Source organism: Marivita sp., from assembly GCF_051251565.1.
Lineage (GTDB): Bacteria > Pseudomonadota > Alphaproteobacteria > Rhodobacterales > Rhodobacteraceae > Marivita.
Window position 1 is genome coordinate 26,368 of sequence record NZ_JBPOFB010000020.1, and the last position, 17,174, is coordinate 43,541.

The window sequence follows — 17,174 nt, forward strand, 5'->3', positions numbered from 1 at the left end:
CTAGTCCTTGACAAACAGTTTGCGTTCAACCTGGCACAGGGCTTCGGCTGGACCGTTATCAGTGATCAGGATGGTTTCGGTTGTCTCAAGCCCCCATGTGTCCATCCACAATGCAGGCATGAAGTGAAACACCATTCCGGGCTGCAAAACGGTTTCATCTTCGGCCCGAATAGAGGCCGTGCGTTCGCCCCAATCCGGCGGATAGCTTAATCCGATCGGATAGCCGCAGCGCCCTTCGCGGTGGATACCATGTTTCTGCAACACGTTGATAAAGGCATTGGCAATGTCACACGTCCGGTTGCCCGCGCGGGCGGCGTCCAGCCCGGCTTCGATTCCTTCAATCTGCGCCCGTTCCGCATCCAGCATCGCTTGTGGAGGTTTGCCTAAGAAAACTGTCCGACAAAGCGGCGCATGATACCTGCGATAGCACCCCGACAGCTCAAAGAACGTCGCCTCGCCTGCGCGCATTGGCTCCCCGTTCCACGTCAGATGCGCGGCGGTTGCGTCCAGCCCCGAAGGCGTCAACGGTACGATGGCAGGATAATCGCCCCAGATGTCGTCCACACCCGTGATCCCGGCATGCATGATGTCTGCGACCACATCATTTTTGCGAACACCCGGTGCCGCGCGCGCAATTGCGGTTTCAATGACATGCTCGGAAATCCGGGCGGCTTTGCGGATGAACGCAACTTCCTCGTCGGACTTGATCAACCGCTGCCAGTTCACAAGCGCGGTTGCATCACTGATCTTTGCATCTGGAAGTTCGGATATGAGAACCTGATGCGCCTTGGCCGAGTAATAGTAGTTATCCATCTCAACGCCGATGCGCGCCGCGCCCAACCCAAGATCGCGCAGCCGTTCGGCAAGGTCTTGCATCGGATGGCGGACCGTCGATTGCACATACCGGTCGTGATAGCCAAAGATGTTGTCCGCGGACATCCAACAGGTGCGCAGCGCCCCGATTGAATCCATAAAGCGCCCCCACCAGATCGGTTCGCCCTCCAGGCGCAAAAGCACACCCTGATGGACGTAAAAGGACCAACCGTCATAGCCTGTCAGCCATGCTTGGTTTGAGGGGTCAGTCACAAACAGGGCATCCAGCCCAGCGGCGTGCATTGCCTTGCGTGTCAAAGCAATGCGGCGGTCGTATTCTGCGTCGCTAAACGGGGCATTTCCGTCAGGCATGGTTGGTCCTCAGCGCTTTATTTTGTAAGATGTGCACAACTCAGCGGAAATACTGCTGAACGGCGCCCAGAATCAGGCAAGTATTCTTGACATGATCTGGAATCATCGCCTGTTGTGCACAACGATTTGCCACCTTTAATGAACGGAAAACGACATGCTGCGGAATGACCAACTTGATCAGTGGGATCGAGACAACTTTTTCCACCCCTCGACGCACCTTGCGCAACATGCTCGCGGCGAAAGCCCCAGCCGGGTGATCAAAACCGCGTCAGGCGTGCATATCGAAGACCGCGACGGCAATCGCTTTTTGGATGCGTTTGCCGGTCTCTACTGCGTAAATGTCGGGTATGGGCGGCAAGAGATCGCAGAGGCGATTGCCGCTCAGGCGCGCGAATTGGCGTACTACCATTCCTATGTCGGTCATGGCACCGAAGCGTCGATCACCTTGTCCAAGATGATACTTGACCGCGCGCCCGATCACATGTCCAAGGTCTATTTCGGCCTTGGCGGGTCGGATGCCAACGAGACCAATGTCAAACTGGTCTGGTATTACAATAACATCCTGGGCCGCCCACAGAAGAAAAAGATCATCTCGCGCTGGCGTGGCTATCATGGTTCGGGTTTGGTCACCGGATCACTCACCGGGCTTGAGCTTTTCCACAAGAAATTCGACCTGCCTATCGAACAGGTGGTGCACACAACCGCACCCTATTTTTTCCGCCGCGAAAATCTGGATCAGACCGAGACCCAGTTCGTCGCCCAATGTGTGGCTGATCTCGAAGCGCTGATCGCCCAGGAAGGCGCGGACACCATCGGGGCCTTTATCGGGGAACCCATGCTGGGTACCGGCGGCATTGTCCCGCCACCCGAAGGCTATTGGGCCGCAATTCAGGACGTGCTGCAAAAACATGATATTCTGCTGATCGCCGACGAGGTCGTGACAGGCTTTGGGCGTCTGGGCACTATGTTTGGCTCTGAGCATTACGGGATCAAGCCCGACATTATCACCATCGCCAAAGGTCTCACCTCGGCCTATGCGCCGCTCTCCGGGTCCATCATATCAGACAAGGTCTGGGCGGTTCTGGAACAAGGCACAGACGAAAATGGCCCCATCGGGCACGGCTGGACATATTCCGCGCACCCTATCGGGGCGGCGGCGGGGGTTGCGAACCTCAAACTGCTGGACGATTTGAACCTGATTGAAAACGCGGGCACGGTCGGCGCGTATTTGAACGCAGGTTTGACCGAAGCCTTGGCCGATCACCCCCAAGTCGGAGACGTGCGCGGCGAAGGCATGATTTGCGCGGTGGAGTTTGTGAAAGACAAAACAGACCGCGTTTTCTTTGACCCCGCCGACAAGATCGGGCCACAGATCTCGGCCAAGCTTTTGGAGCAGGACAAAACCATCGCCCGCGCCATGCCACAGGGGGATATTCTGGGTTTTGCACCGCCCTTCTGCCTGACCCACGAAGAGGCGGACACCGTGATCGCCGGAACCGTCCGGGCCGTCAAAGCCGTACTTGGCTAGGCAACGCATCAAAACATTTGGCCCAGGCCGTCAGGATACATCCCCGGCGGCCTGTTCCTTTTTCTGGGCATTTGCACCACAACGACGACGGGCACCCTTTGAAAGGGCCCCTGAATGTCGCTTTTCGCTTGAGGCCTGCCAGCTCAAAGCCGACACTATCGTGATGAAGAATCCACCGGAACTCGCCGTCTTTACCGATCTGGACGGCACGCTTTTGGATCATACCACCTACCGGTGGGACGCCGCGCAACCTGCGCTTGACCGTCTTGCAGCACTGGGCATCCCCGTCATTCTGGCAAGCAGCAAAACCGCTTCCGAAATGACTTATTTGCGGGATCAAATGGCGCTGACCCAGTACCCCGCCATTGTGGAAAACGGATCTGGTGTGATCGGCCTTGATGGGCAGGACATGACAGATCGCTACGCAGTGTTGCGCGACACCCTTGATGGTTTGCCTGGATCTCTGCGCCGCCTCTTTCGCGGGTTCGGCGACATGACCGTGGACGAGGTTGCTTTGCTGACCGGATTGCCGCCCGACGCCGCACAGCGCGCAAAGACGCGGATGTTCTCGGAACCGGGGGACTGGTCGGGCGACGCCAACAGGCTGAACGCGTTCCGCACGGTGCTGGCTGAACATGGCGTGACCGCACAGCAGGGCGGACGGTTTCTGACGCTGTCGTTCGGAACCACCAAAGCGGATGCGATGGTCCAAATTATCAAGGTCGTCGCCCCAGCCAAAACGCTGGCACTTGGTGATGCGCCCAATGATATTGCCATGCTTGAACAGGCGGATCACGGTGTCATCGTCGCCAATCCGCACCGCGCACCCTTGCCAAAAACTGCCAGCGAAGCCGATGGCAGGATCATGCGCACTACAGACCCCGGCCCGCAGGGGTGGAATTCGGCGGTGCACGCCTTTCTCGACGCGCACGGACTCAAGACAGGATCAAAGCTCTATGGTTGATTTTCACCAGAACGGTAACATCACGACGCTGCACAATCTGCGCACCCGGTCGCTTCCGGAAATGACCTACGAGCTTGAGACATTCGCCCAGACGCGAAAAATGTCGCTGATCCTGCCCTGCCTCTATTCAGAGCTAGAAACCGATGCAATGCCGAACATTCTGGCCGAATTGGCCAAGGTTACCTATCTGCACCGAGTGATTGTCGGGCTGGATCGCGCCGATGAAGATCAGTTCCGGCACGCGTGCGCGTTCTTCAAGGGGCTGGATCAAAACCACATCGTGATCTGGAACGACAGCCCGCGCATGCTGGCCTTGGGCGAACGGCTTAATGCGATGGGTCTGGCCCCTACTGAGCAGGGCAAGGGCAAGAACGTCTGGTCCTCAATCGGGTATCTGATCGGGTGTCAGGACAGCGCCGTCATGGCGATCCATGACTGCGATATACTGACATATACAAATGAGATGCTCGCACGGTTGATCTACCCGGTGGCCAATCCGACGTTCCCCTATCAGGTCGCCAAAGGGTATTACGCCCGCATCGGAAACGAAAAACTGAATGGGCGTGTGACGCGGCTTTTGGTGAGCCCATTGTTGATCGCGTTGAAACGCGTGATCGGGGACCGCGATTACATCGACTACCTGCGCAGTTTCCGCTACCCGCTATCTGGTGAATTTGCGATGCGCACGAACATCCTGCCCGACCTGCGTATCCCATCTGATTGGGGGCTCGAAATCGGTGTCCTGTCCGAAGCGTGGCGCAATCTGGCCCCCAAGGCGGTCTGCCAGGTCGAAATCGCCGATGCCTACGACCACAAGCACCAGTCGCTCAGCGCCGAAGATGCCGCGACTGGGCTGAACCGCATGTCCACGGACATCTGCAAGGCGATTTTCCGCAAGTTGGCCGCGGATGGCACCATTTTTACCAACAACGTCTTCCGCACGCTCAAGGCCACATATTACCGCAGCGCATTGGATCTGTTGGATGCGTATTACAGCGATGCGCAGATGAACGGCCTTACCATCGACCGCCACGCAGAAGAACAATCTATCGAACTGTTCGCCGAAAACATCATGCGGGCTGGACAGACGTTCCTCGAAAACCTGCGCGAAACCCCGTTTATTGCAACCTGGAACCGCGTGCATGCCGCCGACCCGGACTTCCTGCGCGATATGCAGGCCGCGGCATTGGCAGACATGCAGGACTATGCGTGACCCGCGTTGCTGATCCAGCGGCACTGGTAGGGTGCCAACTCAACATCTTCGTCCGACACAACCTCGCCTGACAGCAGGTCGCGCCAGTCTTCATCAGCAATGATGTTCAGCGCAGTGACCGGCAGGGTCACTTTGTCCTTGCTGACATTGTGCAACGCAAAAACCGATTGCCGTCGATCGAGACTTTGCCGCCAGATTCCAAAGACCCGGCTATCGCCTGTGGTGACCGTGAATTGGGTTGCGTTGGGATGAAACGCCGTTTGCTTCTGGCGGATCTTCAGCCGTGCCTTCAAAGCGCGCAAAACCTGCCCGTGAACTGACCCGTCCTCGGCCAGAAGCGATTGCAGCGTGTCGTAATCCCACCTGTGCCGATTGATCGCCCGGTTCATCCCGCGCCGCACCACCGCATCGGTGTCATTCGGCGTGGCGAGCATCGAATGGATGTAGAAGGCGGGAATCCCCTCAAGCGACATGACAATGGTTTGCGAACACAAGAACCGCGCAAGGTGATGATCATCGGGCCCATCAAAGGTTCGGCTGAGCGCCGCAAAATAGGTTGTGTTCAGTTCGTACGGGGCTTCACCGCCGTTCGGCAAAGCACGCATCGACACAAGCCCGCCAGAGGCTTTGACGCTCTGGATCATCGCATCCTGATCGTCGGGCGACAACAAACCTTCGGCGGGGCGCATGCCAATTCCGTCATGGCTGGCCGTGAAGTTCAGGTAAGCACAGCCAAGCGGCGCGGGCGGCATAGAGCGTTGCCATTTGTCGAGGGTCTTTGCCGTACCGGACAACAGCGCATGCAGAATCAGGGGCGGCAACGGGAAATTGTAGATGACGTGCGCCTCATCCCTCTTGCCAAAATAACTGAGGTTCTCAGCCTTGGGCACATTGGTTTCGGTCAACAACACAATCGGTTCGACCGCATAGTCACACAGCAATCGGATCAGCTTTACGATGGCATGTGTCTGCGGCAGATGGATCGACGGCGATCCGACCTCTTTCCAAAGAAATGCCACCGCATCCAGACGAATGATCTGCACCCCGTTATCAATATGCGTCCGGATCGTGCGCAGAAATTCCAGCAGCACGTCAGGGTTGCGGAAATCAAGGTCAATCTGATCATGGCTGAAGGTGCACCACACATGGCGAGGGCCGTTCTTTGTCTCGACTTTCTGCAAAAGCGGCGTGGTCCGGGGACGTACAACCATGCTCAGATCATCGTCAGGGCTGGCCTCAAAGAAGAACTTGTCATAGGGCGGCTTCCCTTGCCGGTAGGCGTTGAACCACGTGCCCTGACTTGACACATGGTTGAGCACAAGATCGGACATCAGTTTGAACTGGTCCGCGATCCGGTTGATGTCTGCCCAATCCCCCAGCTGCGGGTTAACCGCCATGTAGTCCGTAACAGCAAACCCATCGTCCGAGGTGAATGGAAAAAACGGGAGGATATGCACGCCGTTGATGACGCCCCGCAGGTACCGGCGCAGGAAGTCATTCAACAGGTCCAATGGCTTGTGCACCCCGTCCACAATCGAATTGCCATAAGTGATGATCAAAGCATCGCCCTGCGACCAAAGGGCATTGCCGGGCGCGCGCCCACGTTTGCGGCGCTGCGCGTTCTCGGGCCAGAACGCCTCTATGATCTGGGACGTCAGAATATCTGCGTTCACGTCAGGATAAATCTCGCTGACTTTGGACGCGATGGAGCGGCTCAATGCCGGCGTTTTTTCTTTGTTCAGAACGTCTTGAGGCATAGCCCACACAATCACGACCGTTTCGCGGTTTCAAACAGTTCGCAACCTTGGGCCACCAAACGCAAGCGCGCGTCTAGGCCTGCCCAAATTTTGGGCAATAGACGGCTGTGTTTTGGACGAGCACCCACAATCCGCGACTGCACAAACCCGACAGCACTGTGATACAGCGCAAGTATGAAACCAGCATCGACCCTCATCATCGGTATAGACGGCGGCGGCACCGGCTGCCGTGTCGCGATTGCGGACAAGGACGGCACGGTCCTTGGCACCGCGTCGGCGGGACCTGCCAATTACACGACCGATCCGGACATGGCGTTGCGGAACATTCTGACCGCCCTGACCGATGCAACACAGGCTGCGGGCCTGTCCAAGGTCAGGGTTGCACACGCCACAGCGCATGTCGGTCTTGCCGGGATCGTCACACCAGAAGCAGCCACCGCCTTGGCCGCTGACCTGCCATTTGGCGCATGCGTTGTCAGTGATGATCAACTGACCTCTGTGATCGGGGCCTTGGGCGACCGGGATGGCGCTGTGGTCTCTGTAGGAACCGGATCTTTTGTGGCCGTCAAAAAGGGCACAAAGAACCGGTATATCGGCGGCTGGGGGCTTCACCTCGGGGATCAGGCATCGGGCGCGTGGCTGGGGCGACAAGCGCTCCAACGCGGTGCACTTGTCCTGGACGGGCTTGCCGACTCATCAGACCTGATCGACACGCTGCTTGCGCGTTTTAACGGCAATCCCGGACACCTCATCGCCTTTGCTGCAAAGGCTACGGCCTCCGCCTATGCCGAGTTGGCCCGCCCTGTATTCGCAGCCGCAAACGCGCGCGATCCGAATGGAGTGATTTTGGTGCAGGACGGGGCAAAGTACCTGAACCTGTGCCTGCAATCCGCGCAGCTTGCCGATACTCACGTCATCTGCCTGACCGGAGGGCTTGGTCCGTCCTATGCCCAATGGCTAAAGCCTGCGCATCAGGCGCGCATAGTCTCCCCCTCGGGCGCCGCCCTGGACGGTGCGTTGCAACTTGCGCGCAGGCGTGCGGATCAGCAGTAACCGCAGCTTAGTCGCCGTTGCTGACAAGCAAGGCGTCAATCAAAGCGGATACATCTGCAATGGCACGCATCACATAAGGCGTGCCACACACCCAATCCACATTCGTGTGCAACACCGGGACCTGTGACAGCGCAGGATGGGTCACCATCTCTTCGGACAATGAGAACCCATCATAGGTTTGCGCCCCGATCAGAAGATCAGGAGCGTGCAAAATCACCTGTTCAAGCGACAAGGTGCCGTTGCCCTGAAACCCCAATTCAACAGACAGGTTCCGCGCCCCCCCTGCCACAAGGATGTCATGGCTCAACGTCCCGGCCCCAAGCGCAAAGCCATTCGGGAAAAAGAACGCCGCCAGTGGGGCGTCGTCAGTCAGGGGGCGCGGTTTTTCCAAGGTCTGTTCCAGATCTGATGCGATGCGGTCTGCCTTGGCAGCCTGACCCAGCACATCCCCCATCTTGCGAATTTCGCCCGGAATGTCAGCAAGCGCACGCGTGACCGGGAATTGCACGACCTCGATCCCGATGGACCGCAAAAGCGCGATCAAAGCGGGATCGTTGTATTCGCCCGCAACAACCACATCGGGTTTCTGAACAGCTAGCGCTTCGGCGCGGCCAGTGTTCTTGGCAAAAAGACCTGCTTTGGACGCCATCACCGAAGATCGCGGATCATCCGCCAACAGACTAAGCGACACAATCTGATCCGGCTCGGCCAGAAGCATCACCAATTGATCGGTGCAGACATTGATCGACGCCACGCGCGGGGAATCATCGGCGCTGGCCCACACCGGGGCCAGCACAATAGCTGTCAGCGTCAGAAGACGCCCCATCCTTTAGAACGAGGTCTGGATGCCAAAACGGATGGTCCGCTCTGGCGCGTTGAACCCACGCACGGTCTGGTAGGACGCATCCCCCACGTTGTCGATGGCTCCATAAACCGATGCCCTTTCGGTGATGTCATAGCGCGCAGACACGTCCCAAACGGAGTAATCATCCAGCGCAGTCGGTGTTCCGAACCCATCCAGCGTATCGGCAACATGGGTCACGTTCACGCCCACTTGCAACCGGTCCGTGATATCCGCCTCAAGCGCGAGCGACAGATCATGACGCGGTACAAGGATCACCCGGTCCCCGTTGTTTTCGGCATTGGTCAAGGTATAGGCCCCAGACATACGCACGCGGTCCGTGATGGCATACGACCCACTTAGCTCAAGCCCGCGCGTGACCGTCGTCCCATCGGTCTGAATGTAGCACCCAAAGGCTTGCGAGGGCAGGCAGTTCGGAGAGGCCCCAAAACCAATCAGGTTGTCGATCTCGGCCCAGAATAAGGTGGCCTTGACCGAACCGCTGTTGCCGTAGTTGTGTTCAACGCCAAGGTCAAAGCTCAGGCTTTCTTCGGGGTTCAGGGGTGCCGACCCGGCAAACGGGCCAAAGCGTTCGTACAAAGACGGTGCACGGTATCCGCTACCCAAGGACGCGCGTAAAATCGTTGCGTCGTTCATTTGGTAAGACAGCGCGGCACGTCCAGAAAGGCGACCGTCAAAGTCTGAATAATCATCATACCGAAGGGTCAAGGACAGTTCGACCGCATCTGTTGGAGTCGCCTTAATCTCTGCAAAGACCGCAGAGTTGGACGCATCATATGCATCGCCGTCAAGTTCAGATCGCTCCTCGGTCCAGTCCGCCCCCAAAGCCAAGGACATGGTCGACGAAACGTCTCCCTGCGCAAGATAGGCTGCGGTGTCGCGTTCGCCTACAAAATCGCGCGTGAAGCCGTTGCCGTCAAACCGGTTCGTTTCAAAACGGCTGAAGGACAGCTCATGGGTCCATGCTCCAGTCTGAACCTCACCAAACACGCGCGCGCCGCGGCGTGCTTCATCAATCTCGCCAGTGTTGTCCGTCGCAGATCGGTCAAACTCGGAAACACCCTCAGACCACAATCCGTTAACGCCCAAACGAATGGCGTCGCTGACTTGGTAGGCCGCAAAAAAGTTCACAGCGGTTTGTTCGAACCCATCGTTTTCATCATCGGTGTCGCGTGCCGAATACCCTTCGGATGTGACACGGCCAAGGCTCAGGGCCAGTTCCGCGCGGCTATCGAGATACCCAACACTCAGATTTGCAGCGCGGGTGTCAAAGCTGCCAAGCTCAAGCTGTGCCTGACCGGACACGCCATCCACACTGGGCCTCCAGCTTTCGACCTCGACAACGCCGGCAATTGCTTCGGAGCCATACACCGCTGACTGGGTGCCTTTGACCACAGCGATCCGGTCCAGTGCACCGGTTGTCAGCGTCCCAAAGTTAAACGCGGTTTGCGGCCCGGACGGATCGGCAACATCAATCCCGTCAACCCGCACGCCGACATAGGGCCCACTCAGCCCGCGAATACGAACCGTGGCGCTGCCACCCAATCCGCCATTGGCACTAACGGCAACACCGGGAAGTGTATCAAGCGCCGCTGTGACGCCAACCCCGCCGCGCAGGATGTCGTCGGTTTCCGCAACATCAATAGTGGCCCCGGTGGTGTTGAGGTTGGTTGGAAGAAGGCCGCCGAAAACAACGATCTCTTCAAGTTCGATAACGGTGCCACTCAGGTCTTGCGCGGCCAAAATCGACGGCGCAACAAGCGTCGAGCACAACAGCAGTTTGGTGGTGAGACGAGCCATAGGAATATTTCCAGTCTTGTCCGACGAAACACGCCGGAATGGTAACAATAATCTGGAATGCACGTGCATCCGCAGACGGTGATGGACACCACTGCGGACGGGCCGCCGTCTCATCGCGCCCCGCGATCAGACTGGGTGTTGGTTCACGGCAGGTCTCCTGACTTGCGGGTCATCGCTCTGCTGGCCTTCCCAGCGCCCGTGTCAGGCACCAGTGGCAATTTCAGCGTCGCTCACCGCTCACAGTTGCGGGGGCAGTCGCGGGTTTTTCCAAAGAAGCACCGCGTTCCCTTTTAACCGAACGCTGTAACACGCCCGGACCGTAAACACCTTCATGTGCACCCGACACATCCGGTCCGTCAAGCCCAGTCTCAATCCCGCGTAAAAACGTGTTTGGCCTCAGGTAGCCAGTTTTCCTGATTGATCAATCGTGTGAACACCCAGGCCCTCGACCCGGAAAATCTGCCTGATGTTGCCCATTCCGGCCAGCGCTGGTGTCGAAAGTACGCGTGGGCCAGCAAAGGACCATCGAAGTAGGTAACCGGCAAAATTTGTCTAAATTTCCTAATTTTTAACGTTGGAATCGCCGCATTACGATCACGAAACAGCCCAAGTTGAAGGATAGGTTTGAGCCTTCAATGAGCGCAACGACGTAGGCAGACTGCACAATCTACCAGTCTGCATGCATGCGAACAAGGGAACGCGACACGTGACATTTACGATCCAGTTTGACTATCGGTTTGACAGCACAGGGTTCTTTTCCAGCGCCGATCGACGTGCCGCATTAGAAGCGGCCGCAGCTGAGTGGGAAGCCGTGATCCGAGACGAGTTCGACGACCTGCCCGTTGGCACGATGTTCAGCGTCCAAAACCCAACGACATTGGCGATCGAGACCGTCACGCTGACCAATGCTGTTGATGACATAATCGTCTTTGTCGGCGCAACCGAATTTCCGGGGCCGACATTGGCTCTTGCCGGGCCAGACGGATGGGATGCCGAAGGAGACGCTTATTCGGCACGGATCAGCAGCGATTTCCGAGGCACGGGTCCAGTCACCGATTTTGAACCCTGGGCCGGCGGGATCACCTTCGACAGTTTGACCAACTGGTCTTTCAGCCTTGATGGTCCGGTTGAGGGGAGAAGCGATTTTCTGTCCGTCGCGGTGCATGAAATCGGGCATATCCTTGGCATCGGCACCTCCAGCGCATTTGACCGCTGGATTGTGAATGATCATTTCACCGGCCCCAACGCGCTTTCCGTCAACAACGGCGACCCCATCCCCGTCGAGGAGGACCACGCACACGTCGAAGAAGGGTTTGCCGAGGACACGGTGTCCCTTGATCCGATCCTAACAATCGGGAAGCGCGTGCTGATCAGCGAGATCGACAAAGCCCTTTTGGCGGATATCGGATATGAAATCGAGGGATTTACTCAACAAGGAAGCACTCCGCCGCTGGCTAGCGCAGAGGGCGAGTTGATTTTTGGACGGAACGTCGCTGACATACTCGACGGTCTGGGCGGCAACGATTCACTGCAAGGCGCAAGCGGCAACGATATCTTGCGCGGTAACACCGGCAACGACAACCTCTTTGGCCAAGACGGCAACGATACGCTGTTTGGCGATCAGGGTGATGACTATCTTGACGGCGGCGCAGGCCAGGACGAATTGCGCGGCGGTGCTGGAAAAGACACATTCTTTGGCCAAGGCGGGCAAGATATCTTCGTGATTGGCGCTGGCGATGGCCGCAACACTCTGTCCGACTTCGATGTGTCGACCGAAACAATCCGCCTGATCGATAGCGGGTTTTCATCCGCAACTCAGGTCGTGGATGCCATCACCAAACCGTTCAGCAACGTGTCGCGCATCACCTTATCGGATGGAACGACGGTAGACGTATTCCACACATCGCAAAGTGGCTCACCTTTGTCCGCATCCAACTTTGAATTGGTAACCAAAGCAGGCCCCACCGGATCAGACGCGTCGCCGGATACGGAACAGACGAACCCTGAGGAAACAGGACCCAAACTCATGAATGGCACCGAAACAGCAAACTTATTGTCTGGAACACAATCCGACGACCATATTTTCGGGCTTGGCGGGAATGACACGCTGAGCGGCGGAGGCGGGAACGACACGCTGACTGGCGGAACCGGGTCGGACGATTTCGTCATTCAGCCGGGCGACGGGATAGTACGCATTACGGATTATCTGCTTCTGTCGGACAACCTCGACCTGTCCGGCTTTGGCCGAGCCGACGTGGTCCAAGCCCTTGCCACCGCGCAGAACGCCAACGGTGTTGTTTTGACATTTGGCGATGGTACGGTCCTCAACATCCAAGGACCCGGCGTGACTACGTCTAGCCTGTCACTGACCGACATCACCGCGGGCGGGGCAGACGCACCAACAACCGGGCAGGTTGAAATTGATGGGGATTTCCGCGTCGGACAAACCTTGACTGCTAATCTTGTCAGCGTCAGCGATGATGACGGTCTGAATGCAGGGAAAACAATCTACCAATGGATGCGCGATGGAGAGCCCGTGCAAGGCGCAATATCCGCAACCTACGTCGTGGCAGAAGCCGACCTCGGCAGCGCACTAAGCCTCCGGGTCAGCGTGTCGGACATTTTTGGAACACGTACATCCCTGACCAGCACGCGTACGGAAATCACGGCGGACGGCTCCAATCATCCCTCTGTCCCAGACACGCCCGAGACGCCCGAAGGCGGGGATGGTGACACCTCCACAGACAGTCAGGACGACGTTTTCGATGAAGAACAGGACGTCAATTCCGTAAACGACACACACGTGACCGCCACGCCGTATAACGATGTATTCACAGCACGGTCCGGAATGGAGACGATCTTTGGCGGCGGTGGAAATGACAAAGTGGTCTTTGCAAGTTCACAGGACAATTTCACAGTGTCCATTCGTGCTGATGGCATATCAGTGACGGACCGGAGGGCTGACGGAGTTGGCACGATTGAGCTGCTCGATATCGAACAGATCGATTTTGAATTCCGCTCATTGGGGACTTCAGACGCGGTTACTTTGCCCGACCACGACGCCCTCGGAAATTTGTCAGACGACGAATTCGAATTATTCATCGAATTGTATATCGCCTATTTCAACCGTGCCCCCGATGCCATCGGCTTGGCCTTTTGGGCAACCGCCTATGCAAACGGAACGTCGTTGGACGAGATGGCCCTCTTGTTTGCAGGTCAGCCTGAGACACAAGGCATCTATCCCGAAGGCACCAACATCGTCAGGTTCGTCGCGGACATCTATGAGAACGTGCTTGGACGGGCACCTGATCTGGAAGGGCTGAACTTTTGGAAAGATGCGCTCAATTCGGGTGCGGTCAGCCAGAACGAATTCATTCTTGAAATTCTGCGGGGCGCAAAAGCAGACCCGTTTGCCGGAGCGTCTCAGGCATTCATAGACCGCCAAATGGCCGACCAAGTATATCTGGAACAAAAGACGGACCTCGGCGCATTGTTTGCCGTGCATCGGGGCATGTCTGATGTGGCGGACGCGGCGGCAGTGATGGACGTGTTCGACGGAAGCGAAAATGGTTTGGCATCCGCTATTGCCGCTATTGATGGGTTCTTTGCAGACGCGAGTGACGCCGACAACGGCGCGTTCCTGATGCCACTAATCGGTTTTCTGGACGCGCCTTCGCTTCTTTGAAATCTACCCGGTCGACCGGTGCAGTGCAGATCGCAGCCTTGCCCGCGATGTTGCGGCGGGCAAGTTGGTCTGTTCCATCGTGCAGTTTTCGCGCTGAAATTTTATCTGACTATTTTAGTCGGAAAGAGTTGATCGACTTCGTGAATCATGTAATTGACTATTTTAGTAAGAATAATGTCAAACGGAGATTCCCATGCACGTCCTTCGAACAACTTCGACGCTGGCTTTGATCGCCAGCACGGCGCTCAGTTCGGCTGTCATGGCAGCTGGTGAGGTCAACCTGTATTCATCGCGCCATTACGACACGGATGAACGTCTTTATAGTGATTTCACCGAAGCTACCGGCATCACCATCAACCGTATCGAAGGTAATGCCGACGAACTGATCGCGCGGATGCAGGCAGAGGGCGCAAACTCGCCAGCCGATATTCTTTTGACGGTCGACACATCCCGGCTTGAGCGGGCAAAAGATATGGGCGTCCTGCAAAGCATTGACAGCGACGTTCTGGAAACACGCATACCCGACAGCTTGCAGGACGATGACAACCAATGGTTTGGCTTTAGCCAACGCGCCCGGATTATCTTCTACGATAAAACACGGGTCGAAAGCCCGCCGCTTGATTACGTGTCGCTGGCCGACCCGCAGTATAAAGGGATGGTGTGCCACCGATCCTCAACCAACGTGTATACTCAAACTCTACTGAGTGCCGTGATCGAGAACCACGGCGAAGACGCGGCCCGTGGCTGGGCGCAAGGTATCGTCGACAACTTCGCGCGCGACCCACAGGGCGGCGACACCGATCAGTTGCGCGGGTTGGTATCGGGCGAATGCGATATCTCGATTTCAAACACCTACTATTTCTCGCGTGCGCTTCGTCAGGACGTCGAAGGCCTGCTCGAAGCAGATCGCGCGAACATCGGTTGGGTTTTTCCCGCTCAAAACGCGGAAGGCGCCCATATGAACCTTTCAGGGGGCGGTGTCGCAGCCCATGCGCCTAACCGCGACAATGCAATCAAGTTCCTTGAATACCTATCATCTGATCAAGCACAGCAATATTTCTCGGCTGGGAACGACGAATACCCTGCGGTGCCCGGCGTTGGCCTGTCACCATCTGTAGCAGCGCTTGGCATTTTCCGCCCTGATGATGCCGATTTGTCCGAAGTGGCGAAAAACCTGCCCATCGCGCAGCGCATCTTCAACGAAGTTGGCTGGAAATAATCCAAACCAAACGGACCACAGGGGGCGCTTAGGCGCCCTCTTCTGTTTTCCCCTGTTCATTCCGTATTCTGCGACACAAAAGAATAACCGGTAGCGTTCCAATCGCAACAATCACAAGGCTTGGCACTGCGGCCCCTGCCAACCGTTCATCGGAAGCCAGTCGATGCGCCTGCACAGCCAGCGTGTCAAAATTGAACGGTCGCATGATGAGCGTCGCGGGAAGTTCCTTCATCACATCAACAAACACGATCAAAAGGGCCGTAAACAGGCTTGGTCGCAAGAGCGGGAAATGCACGCGGCGCAGCAATCCCCATTCATTCTGCCCAAGCACCCGCGCCGCTGCATCCATGTTTGGATTGATCACCGCCACGCCCCCTTCATACGCGCCGATTGCGGCCGCCAGGAACCTGATCATGTAAGCACAAACGAGCAACCAAATTGACCCGGTGAACAACAGCCCGGTCGACACCCCGAACGTCTCACGCATATAGGCATCCAACGTGTTGTCGAAAAACGCAAACGGAACCAGCAGCCCAACCGCAATCACCCCACCCGGCACGGCGTATCCAAGTCTGCCCACATACAAGATAGCAGTGGCAAACCAAGAGGTCCGGTTTCGTGCCAAGTTACCAAAAAGCAGGGCAACAGCCACGGTCAACGCTGCCGCGCACAAACCCAAAGTCACTGAATTTCTGGCAAAGTGGAGATATCGCTGGCTAAAAAGGTTCTGTTCCGACCCGAGAGCCATTTCGGACAACATTACAACAGGCAAGATACATCCTAGAAACGCCGGAAGGAAACACACGAGGAACGCCAGCTTCTCAGCACTTCCTTTCAACGCAACCCGTGGCATGCGTTCGAATTTGCGCCCAAACGCATAGCGCGCCTCACCTCGGTTGACGCGCTCCAGGATCGCCAACAGCAGCGCAAAGGCCAAAAGCCCCAATGACAATTGGGCCGCCGCCGCGCGGTCTGCAAAAGTGAACCAACTGGAGTAAATCCCAACCGCGAAAGTTTGCACCCCGAAATAGGACACTGTTCCAAAATCTGCGATAGTTTCCATAGCGACAAGCATCGCACCCGATGCAATTGCGGGACGCGCCATAGGCAAGGATACGCGCCAAAACGCCCCCACCCGTGTCTGTCCAAGGGATTGCGCGGCATAGAATGTCGTCGCACTTTGCGAAGCAAACGCCGCGCGCGCCAGAAGATAGACATAAGGGTACAGCACCAGCGTCAACATCGCCGTCGCGCCCCCCAATGACCGGATTTCCGGGAACCAGTAATCCCGCGGCCCCCATCCGGTCGCAGCCCGCAAAGCGGTCTGGACGATCCCCGGATGGTCCAGAACATGGGTATAGGCATAGGCCAGAACATACGCTGGAAAGGCCAGCGGCAGAACCAGGGCAATCTCTAGAACCCGTCGTCCCCAGAAGTCAGTTGTTGTGACAAGCCAAGCTGAAATGGTACCGATCAGCGTGCTGAACACAACAACAAGAACAAGCAACGCCAGCGTGGTACGTGTGTATCGACCAAGCACGGTTTCAGCCAATGATTGCAACGTGTCTGTTGATCCCATGAACGCCGCGATGATCACGCTGAAATGAGGCAATACACAAATCAAAGCGATTAACGTCGCAACAATCCAGGGCAACTTCCCCTGTCTGGGACCGTTGGCGTTTTGTGAGGAAAGCGTTGTGTCTGCCATGTGATGTATGTCCGGGTTTGGCGTAGCCGGCGCTATATCCGATATGTTCAGTCAGGTTTTTCAGACCTGTTAACATTTCACTCAGGCAAAAGAAATCCCACCCCGAGATATCCGGGCTCTAATTTCCCTTGTATTGCGTGGTTTTATATTTTTTTTGTGGTTTGATGGTTGCGGGGGTAGGATTTGAACCTACGACCTTC

The 17,174-nt window shown here is 56.9% G+C and carries 12 protein-coding genes and 1 riboswitch; of the genes, 6 read left to right on the plus strand and 6 right to left on the minus strand.

Annotation, left to right across the window (positions count from 1 at the left end; all coding sequences use genetic code 11):
* Positions 1-1,185 carry a M24 family metallopeptidase gene (locus ACSHXH_RS17005; protein WP_435672993.1) on the minus strand — a complete coding sequence of 395 codons (1,185 nt, stop codon included), beginning with the start codon at positions 1,183-1,185 and terminating at the stop codon, positions 1-3.
* Between the two features lie 40 nt (positions 1,186-1,225).
* Positions 1,226-1,414: a hypothetical protein gene (locus tag ACSHXH_RS17010; RefSeq protein ID WP_435673005.1), complete on the minus strand. Its 189-nt coding sequence runs from the start codon at positions 1,412-1,414 to the stop codon at positions 1,226-1,228.
* On the opposite strand from ACSHXH_RS17010, the gene ACSHXH_RS17015 reads away from it, so the two are divergent.
* The 3 genes from ACSHXH_RS17015 to ACSHXH_RS17025 all read left to right on the plus strand — a co-directional run bounded on the left by ACSHXH_RS17015 (position 1,340) and on the right by ACSHXH_RS17025 (position 4,890).
* A complete protein-coding gene (locus tag ACSHXH_RS17015; RefSeq protein ID WP_435672994.1) occupies positions 1,340-2,713 on the plus strand; it encodes an aminotransferase in 1,374 nt (457 codons plus the stop codon). The two genes, ACSHXH_RS17010 and ACSHXH_RS17015, sit on opposite strands and share 75 nt — an antisense overlap.
* 163 nt (positions 2,714-2,876) lie before the next feature.
* The gene (locus tag ACSHXH_RS17020) at positions 2,877-3,677 is read left to right on the plus strand and encodes an HAD-IIB family hydrolase (protein ID WP_435672995.1); all 801 of its coding nucleotides are present in this window, start codon (positions 2,877-2,879) and stop codon (positions 3,675-3,677) included.
* Positions 3,670-4,890, plus strand: coding sequence for a glycosyl transferase (locus ACSHXH_RS17025; RefSeq protein WP_435672996.1), 1,221 nt, complete (start codon positions 3,670-3,672; stop codon positions 4,888-4,890). Before ACSHXH_RS17020 ends, ACSHXH_RS17025 begins: the two co-directional genes overlap by 8 nt.
* Here the strand turns inward: ACSHXH_RS17025 and ACSHXH_RS17030 are convergent.
* Entirely contained in the window at positions 4,881-6,647 is a 1,767-nt protein-coding gene (locus ACSHXH_RS17030; RefSeq protein ID WP_435672997.1) for a sugar phosphorylase, read from the minus strand. The genes ACSHXH_RS17025 and ACSHXH_RS17030 overlap by 10 nt on opposite strands.
* A 174-nt stretch (positions 6,648-6,821) precedes the next feature.
* On the opposite strand from ACSHXH_RS17030, the gene ACSHXH_RS17035 reads away from it, so the two are divergent.
* Positions 6,822-7,700, plus strand: coding sequence for a BadF/BadG/BcrA/BcrD ATPase family protein (locus tag ACSHXH_RS17035; RefSeq protein WP_435672998.1), 879 nt, complete (start codon positions 6,822-6,824; stop codon positions 7,698-7,700).
* A gap of 7 nt (positions 7,701-7,707) precedes the next feature.
* On the opposite strand, the gene ACSHXH_RS17040 is transcribed toward ACSHXH_RS17035, so the two are convergent.
* Positions 7,708-8,526: an ABC transporter substrate-binding protein gene (locus tag ACSHXH_RS17040; protein WP_435672999.1), complete on the minus strand. Its 819-nt coding sequence runs from the start codon at positions 8,524-8,526 to the stop codon at positions 7,708-7,710.
* A gap of 3 nt (positions 8,527-8,529) precedes the next feature.
* Positions 8,530-10,362 (minus strand): TonB-dependent receptor plug domain-containing protein, encoded by a 1,833-nt coding sequence (locus ACSHXH_RS17045; RefSeq protein ID WP_435673000.1) that lies wholly within the window; start codon positions 10,360-10,362, stop codon positions 8,530-8,532.
* A 130-nt stretch (positions 10,363-10,492) separates the two neighbouring features.
* Positions 10,493-10,698, minus strand: a riboswitch (cobalamin riboswitch).
* Positions 10,699-11,068: 370 nt separating this feature from the next.
* On the opposite strand from ACSHXH_RS17045, the gene ACSHXH_RS17050 reads away from it, so the two are divergent.
* Together ACSHXH_RS17050 and ACSHXH_RS17055 are read left to right on the plus strand one after the other, a co-directional pair.
* Positions 11,069-14,047, plus strand: a complete 2,979-nt coding sequence (locus ACSHXH_RS17050; protein ID WP_435673001.1) for a DUF4214 domain-containing protein — start codon at positions 11,069-11,071, stop codon at positions 14,045-14,047.
* A gap of 259 nt (positions 14,048-14,306) precedes the next feature.
* Positions 14,307-15,266, plus strand: a complete 960-nt coding sequence (locus ACSHXH_RS17055; protein ID WP_435673004.1) for an extracellular solute-binding protein — start codon at positions 14,307-14,309, stop codon at positions 15,264-15,266.
* A gap of 28 nt (positions 15,267-15,294) precedes the next feature.
* On the opposite strand, the gene ACSHXH_RS17060 is transcribed toward ACSHXH_RS17055, so the two are convergent.
* Positions 15,295-16,974, minus strand: coding sequence for an ABC transporter permease (locus ACSHXH_RS17060; RefSeq protein WP_435673002.1), 1,680 nt, complete (start codon positions 16,972-16,974; stop codon positions 15,295-15,297).
* Positions 16,975-17,174: the final 200 nt, after the last annotated feature.

Coding starts and splice junctions, on each gene's coding strand:
- ACSHXH_RS17020 (WP_435672995.1), top strand. CDS start 2,877: ATGAAGAATCCACCGGAACTCGCCGTCTTTACCGATCTGGACGGCACG.
- ACSHXH_RS17055 (WP_435673004.1), top strand. CDS start 14,307: ATGGCAGCTGGTGAGGTCAACCTGTATTCATCGCGCCATTACGACACG.
- ACSHXH_RS17015 (WP_435672994.1), top strand. CDS start 1,340: ATGCTGCGGAATGACCAACTTGATCAGTGGGATCGAGACAACTTTTTC.
- ACSHXH_RS17010 (WP_435673005.1), bottom strand. CDS start 1,414: ATGTTGCGCAAGGTGCGTCGAGGGGTGGAAAAAGTTGTCTCGATCCCA.
- ACSHXH_RS17005 (WP_435672993.1), bottom strand. CDS start 1,185: ATGCCTGACGGAAATGCCCCGTTTAGCGACGCAGAATACGACCGCCGC.
- ACSHXH_RS17045 (WP_435673000.1), bottom strand. CDS start 10,362: ATGGCTCGTCTCACCACCAAACTGCTGTTGTGCTCGACGCTTGTTGCG.
- ACSHXH_RS17060 (WP_435673002.1), bottom strand. CDS start 16,974: ATGGCAGACACAACGCTTTCCTCACAAAACGCCAACGGTCCCAGACAG.
- ACSHXH_RS17040 (WP_435672999.1), bottom strand. CDS start 8,526: ATGGGGCGTCTTCTGACGCTGACAGCTATTGTGCTGGCCCCGGTGTGG.
- ACSHXH_RS17035 (WP_435672998.1), top strand. CDS start 6,822: ATGAAACCAGCATCGACCCTCATCATCGGTATAGACGGCGGCGGCACC.
- ACSHXH_RS17030 (WP_435672997.1), bottom strand. CDS start 6,647: ATGCCTCAAGACGTTCTGAACAAAGAAAAAACGCCGGCATTGAGCCGC.
- ACSHXH_RS17025 (WP_435672996.1), top strand. CDS start 3,670: ATGGTTGATTTTCACCAGAACGGTAACATCACGACGCTGCACAATCTG.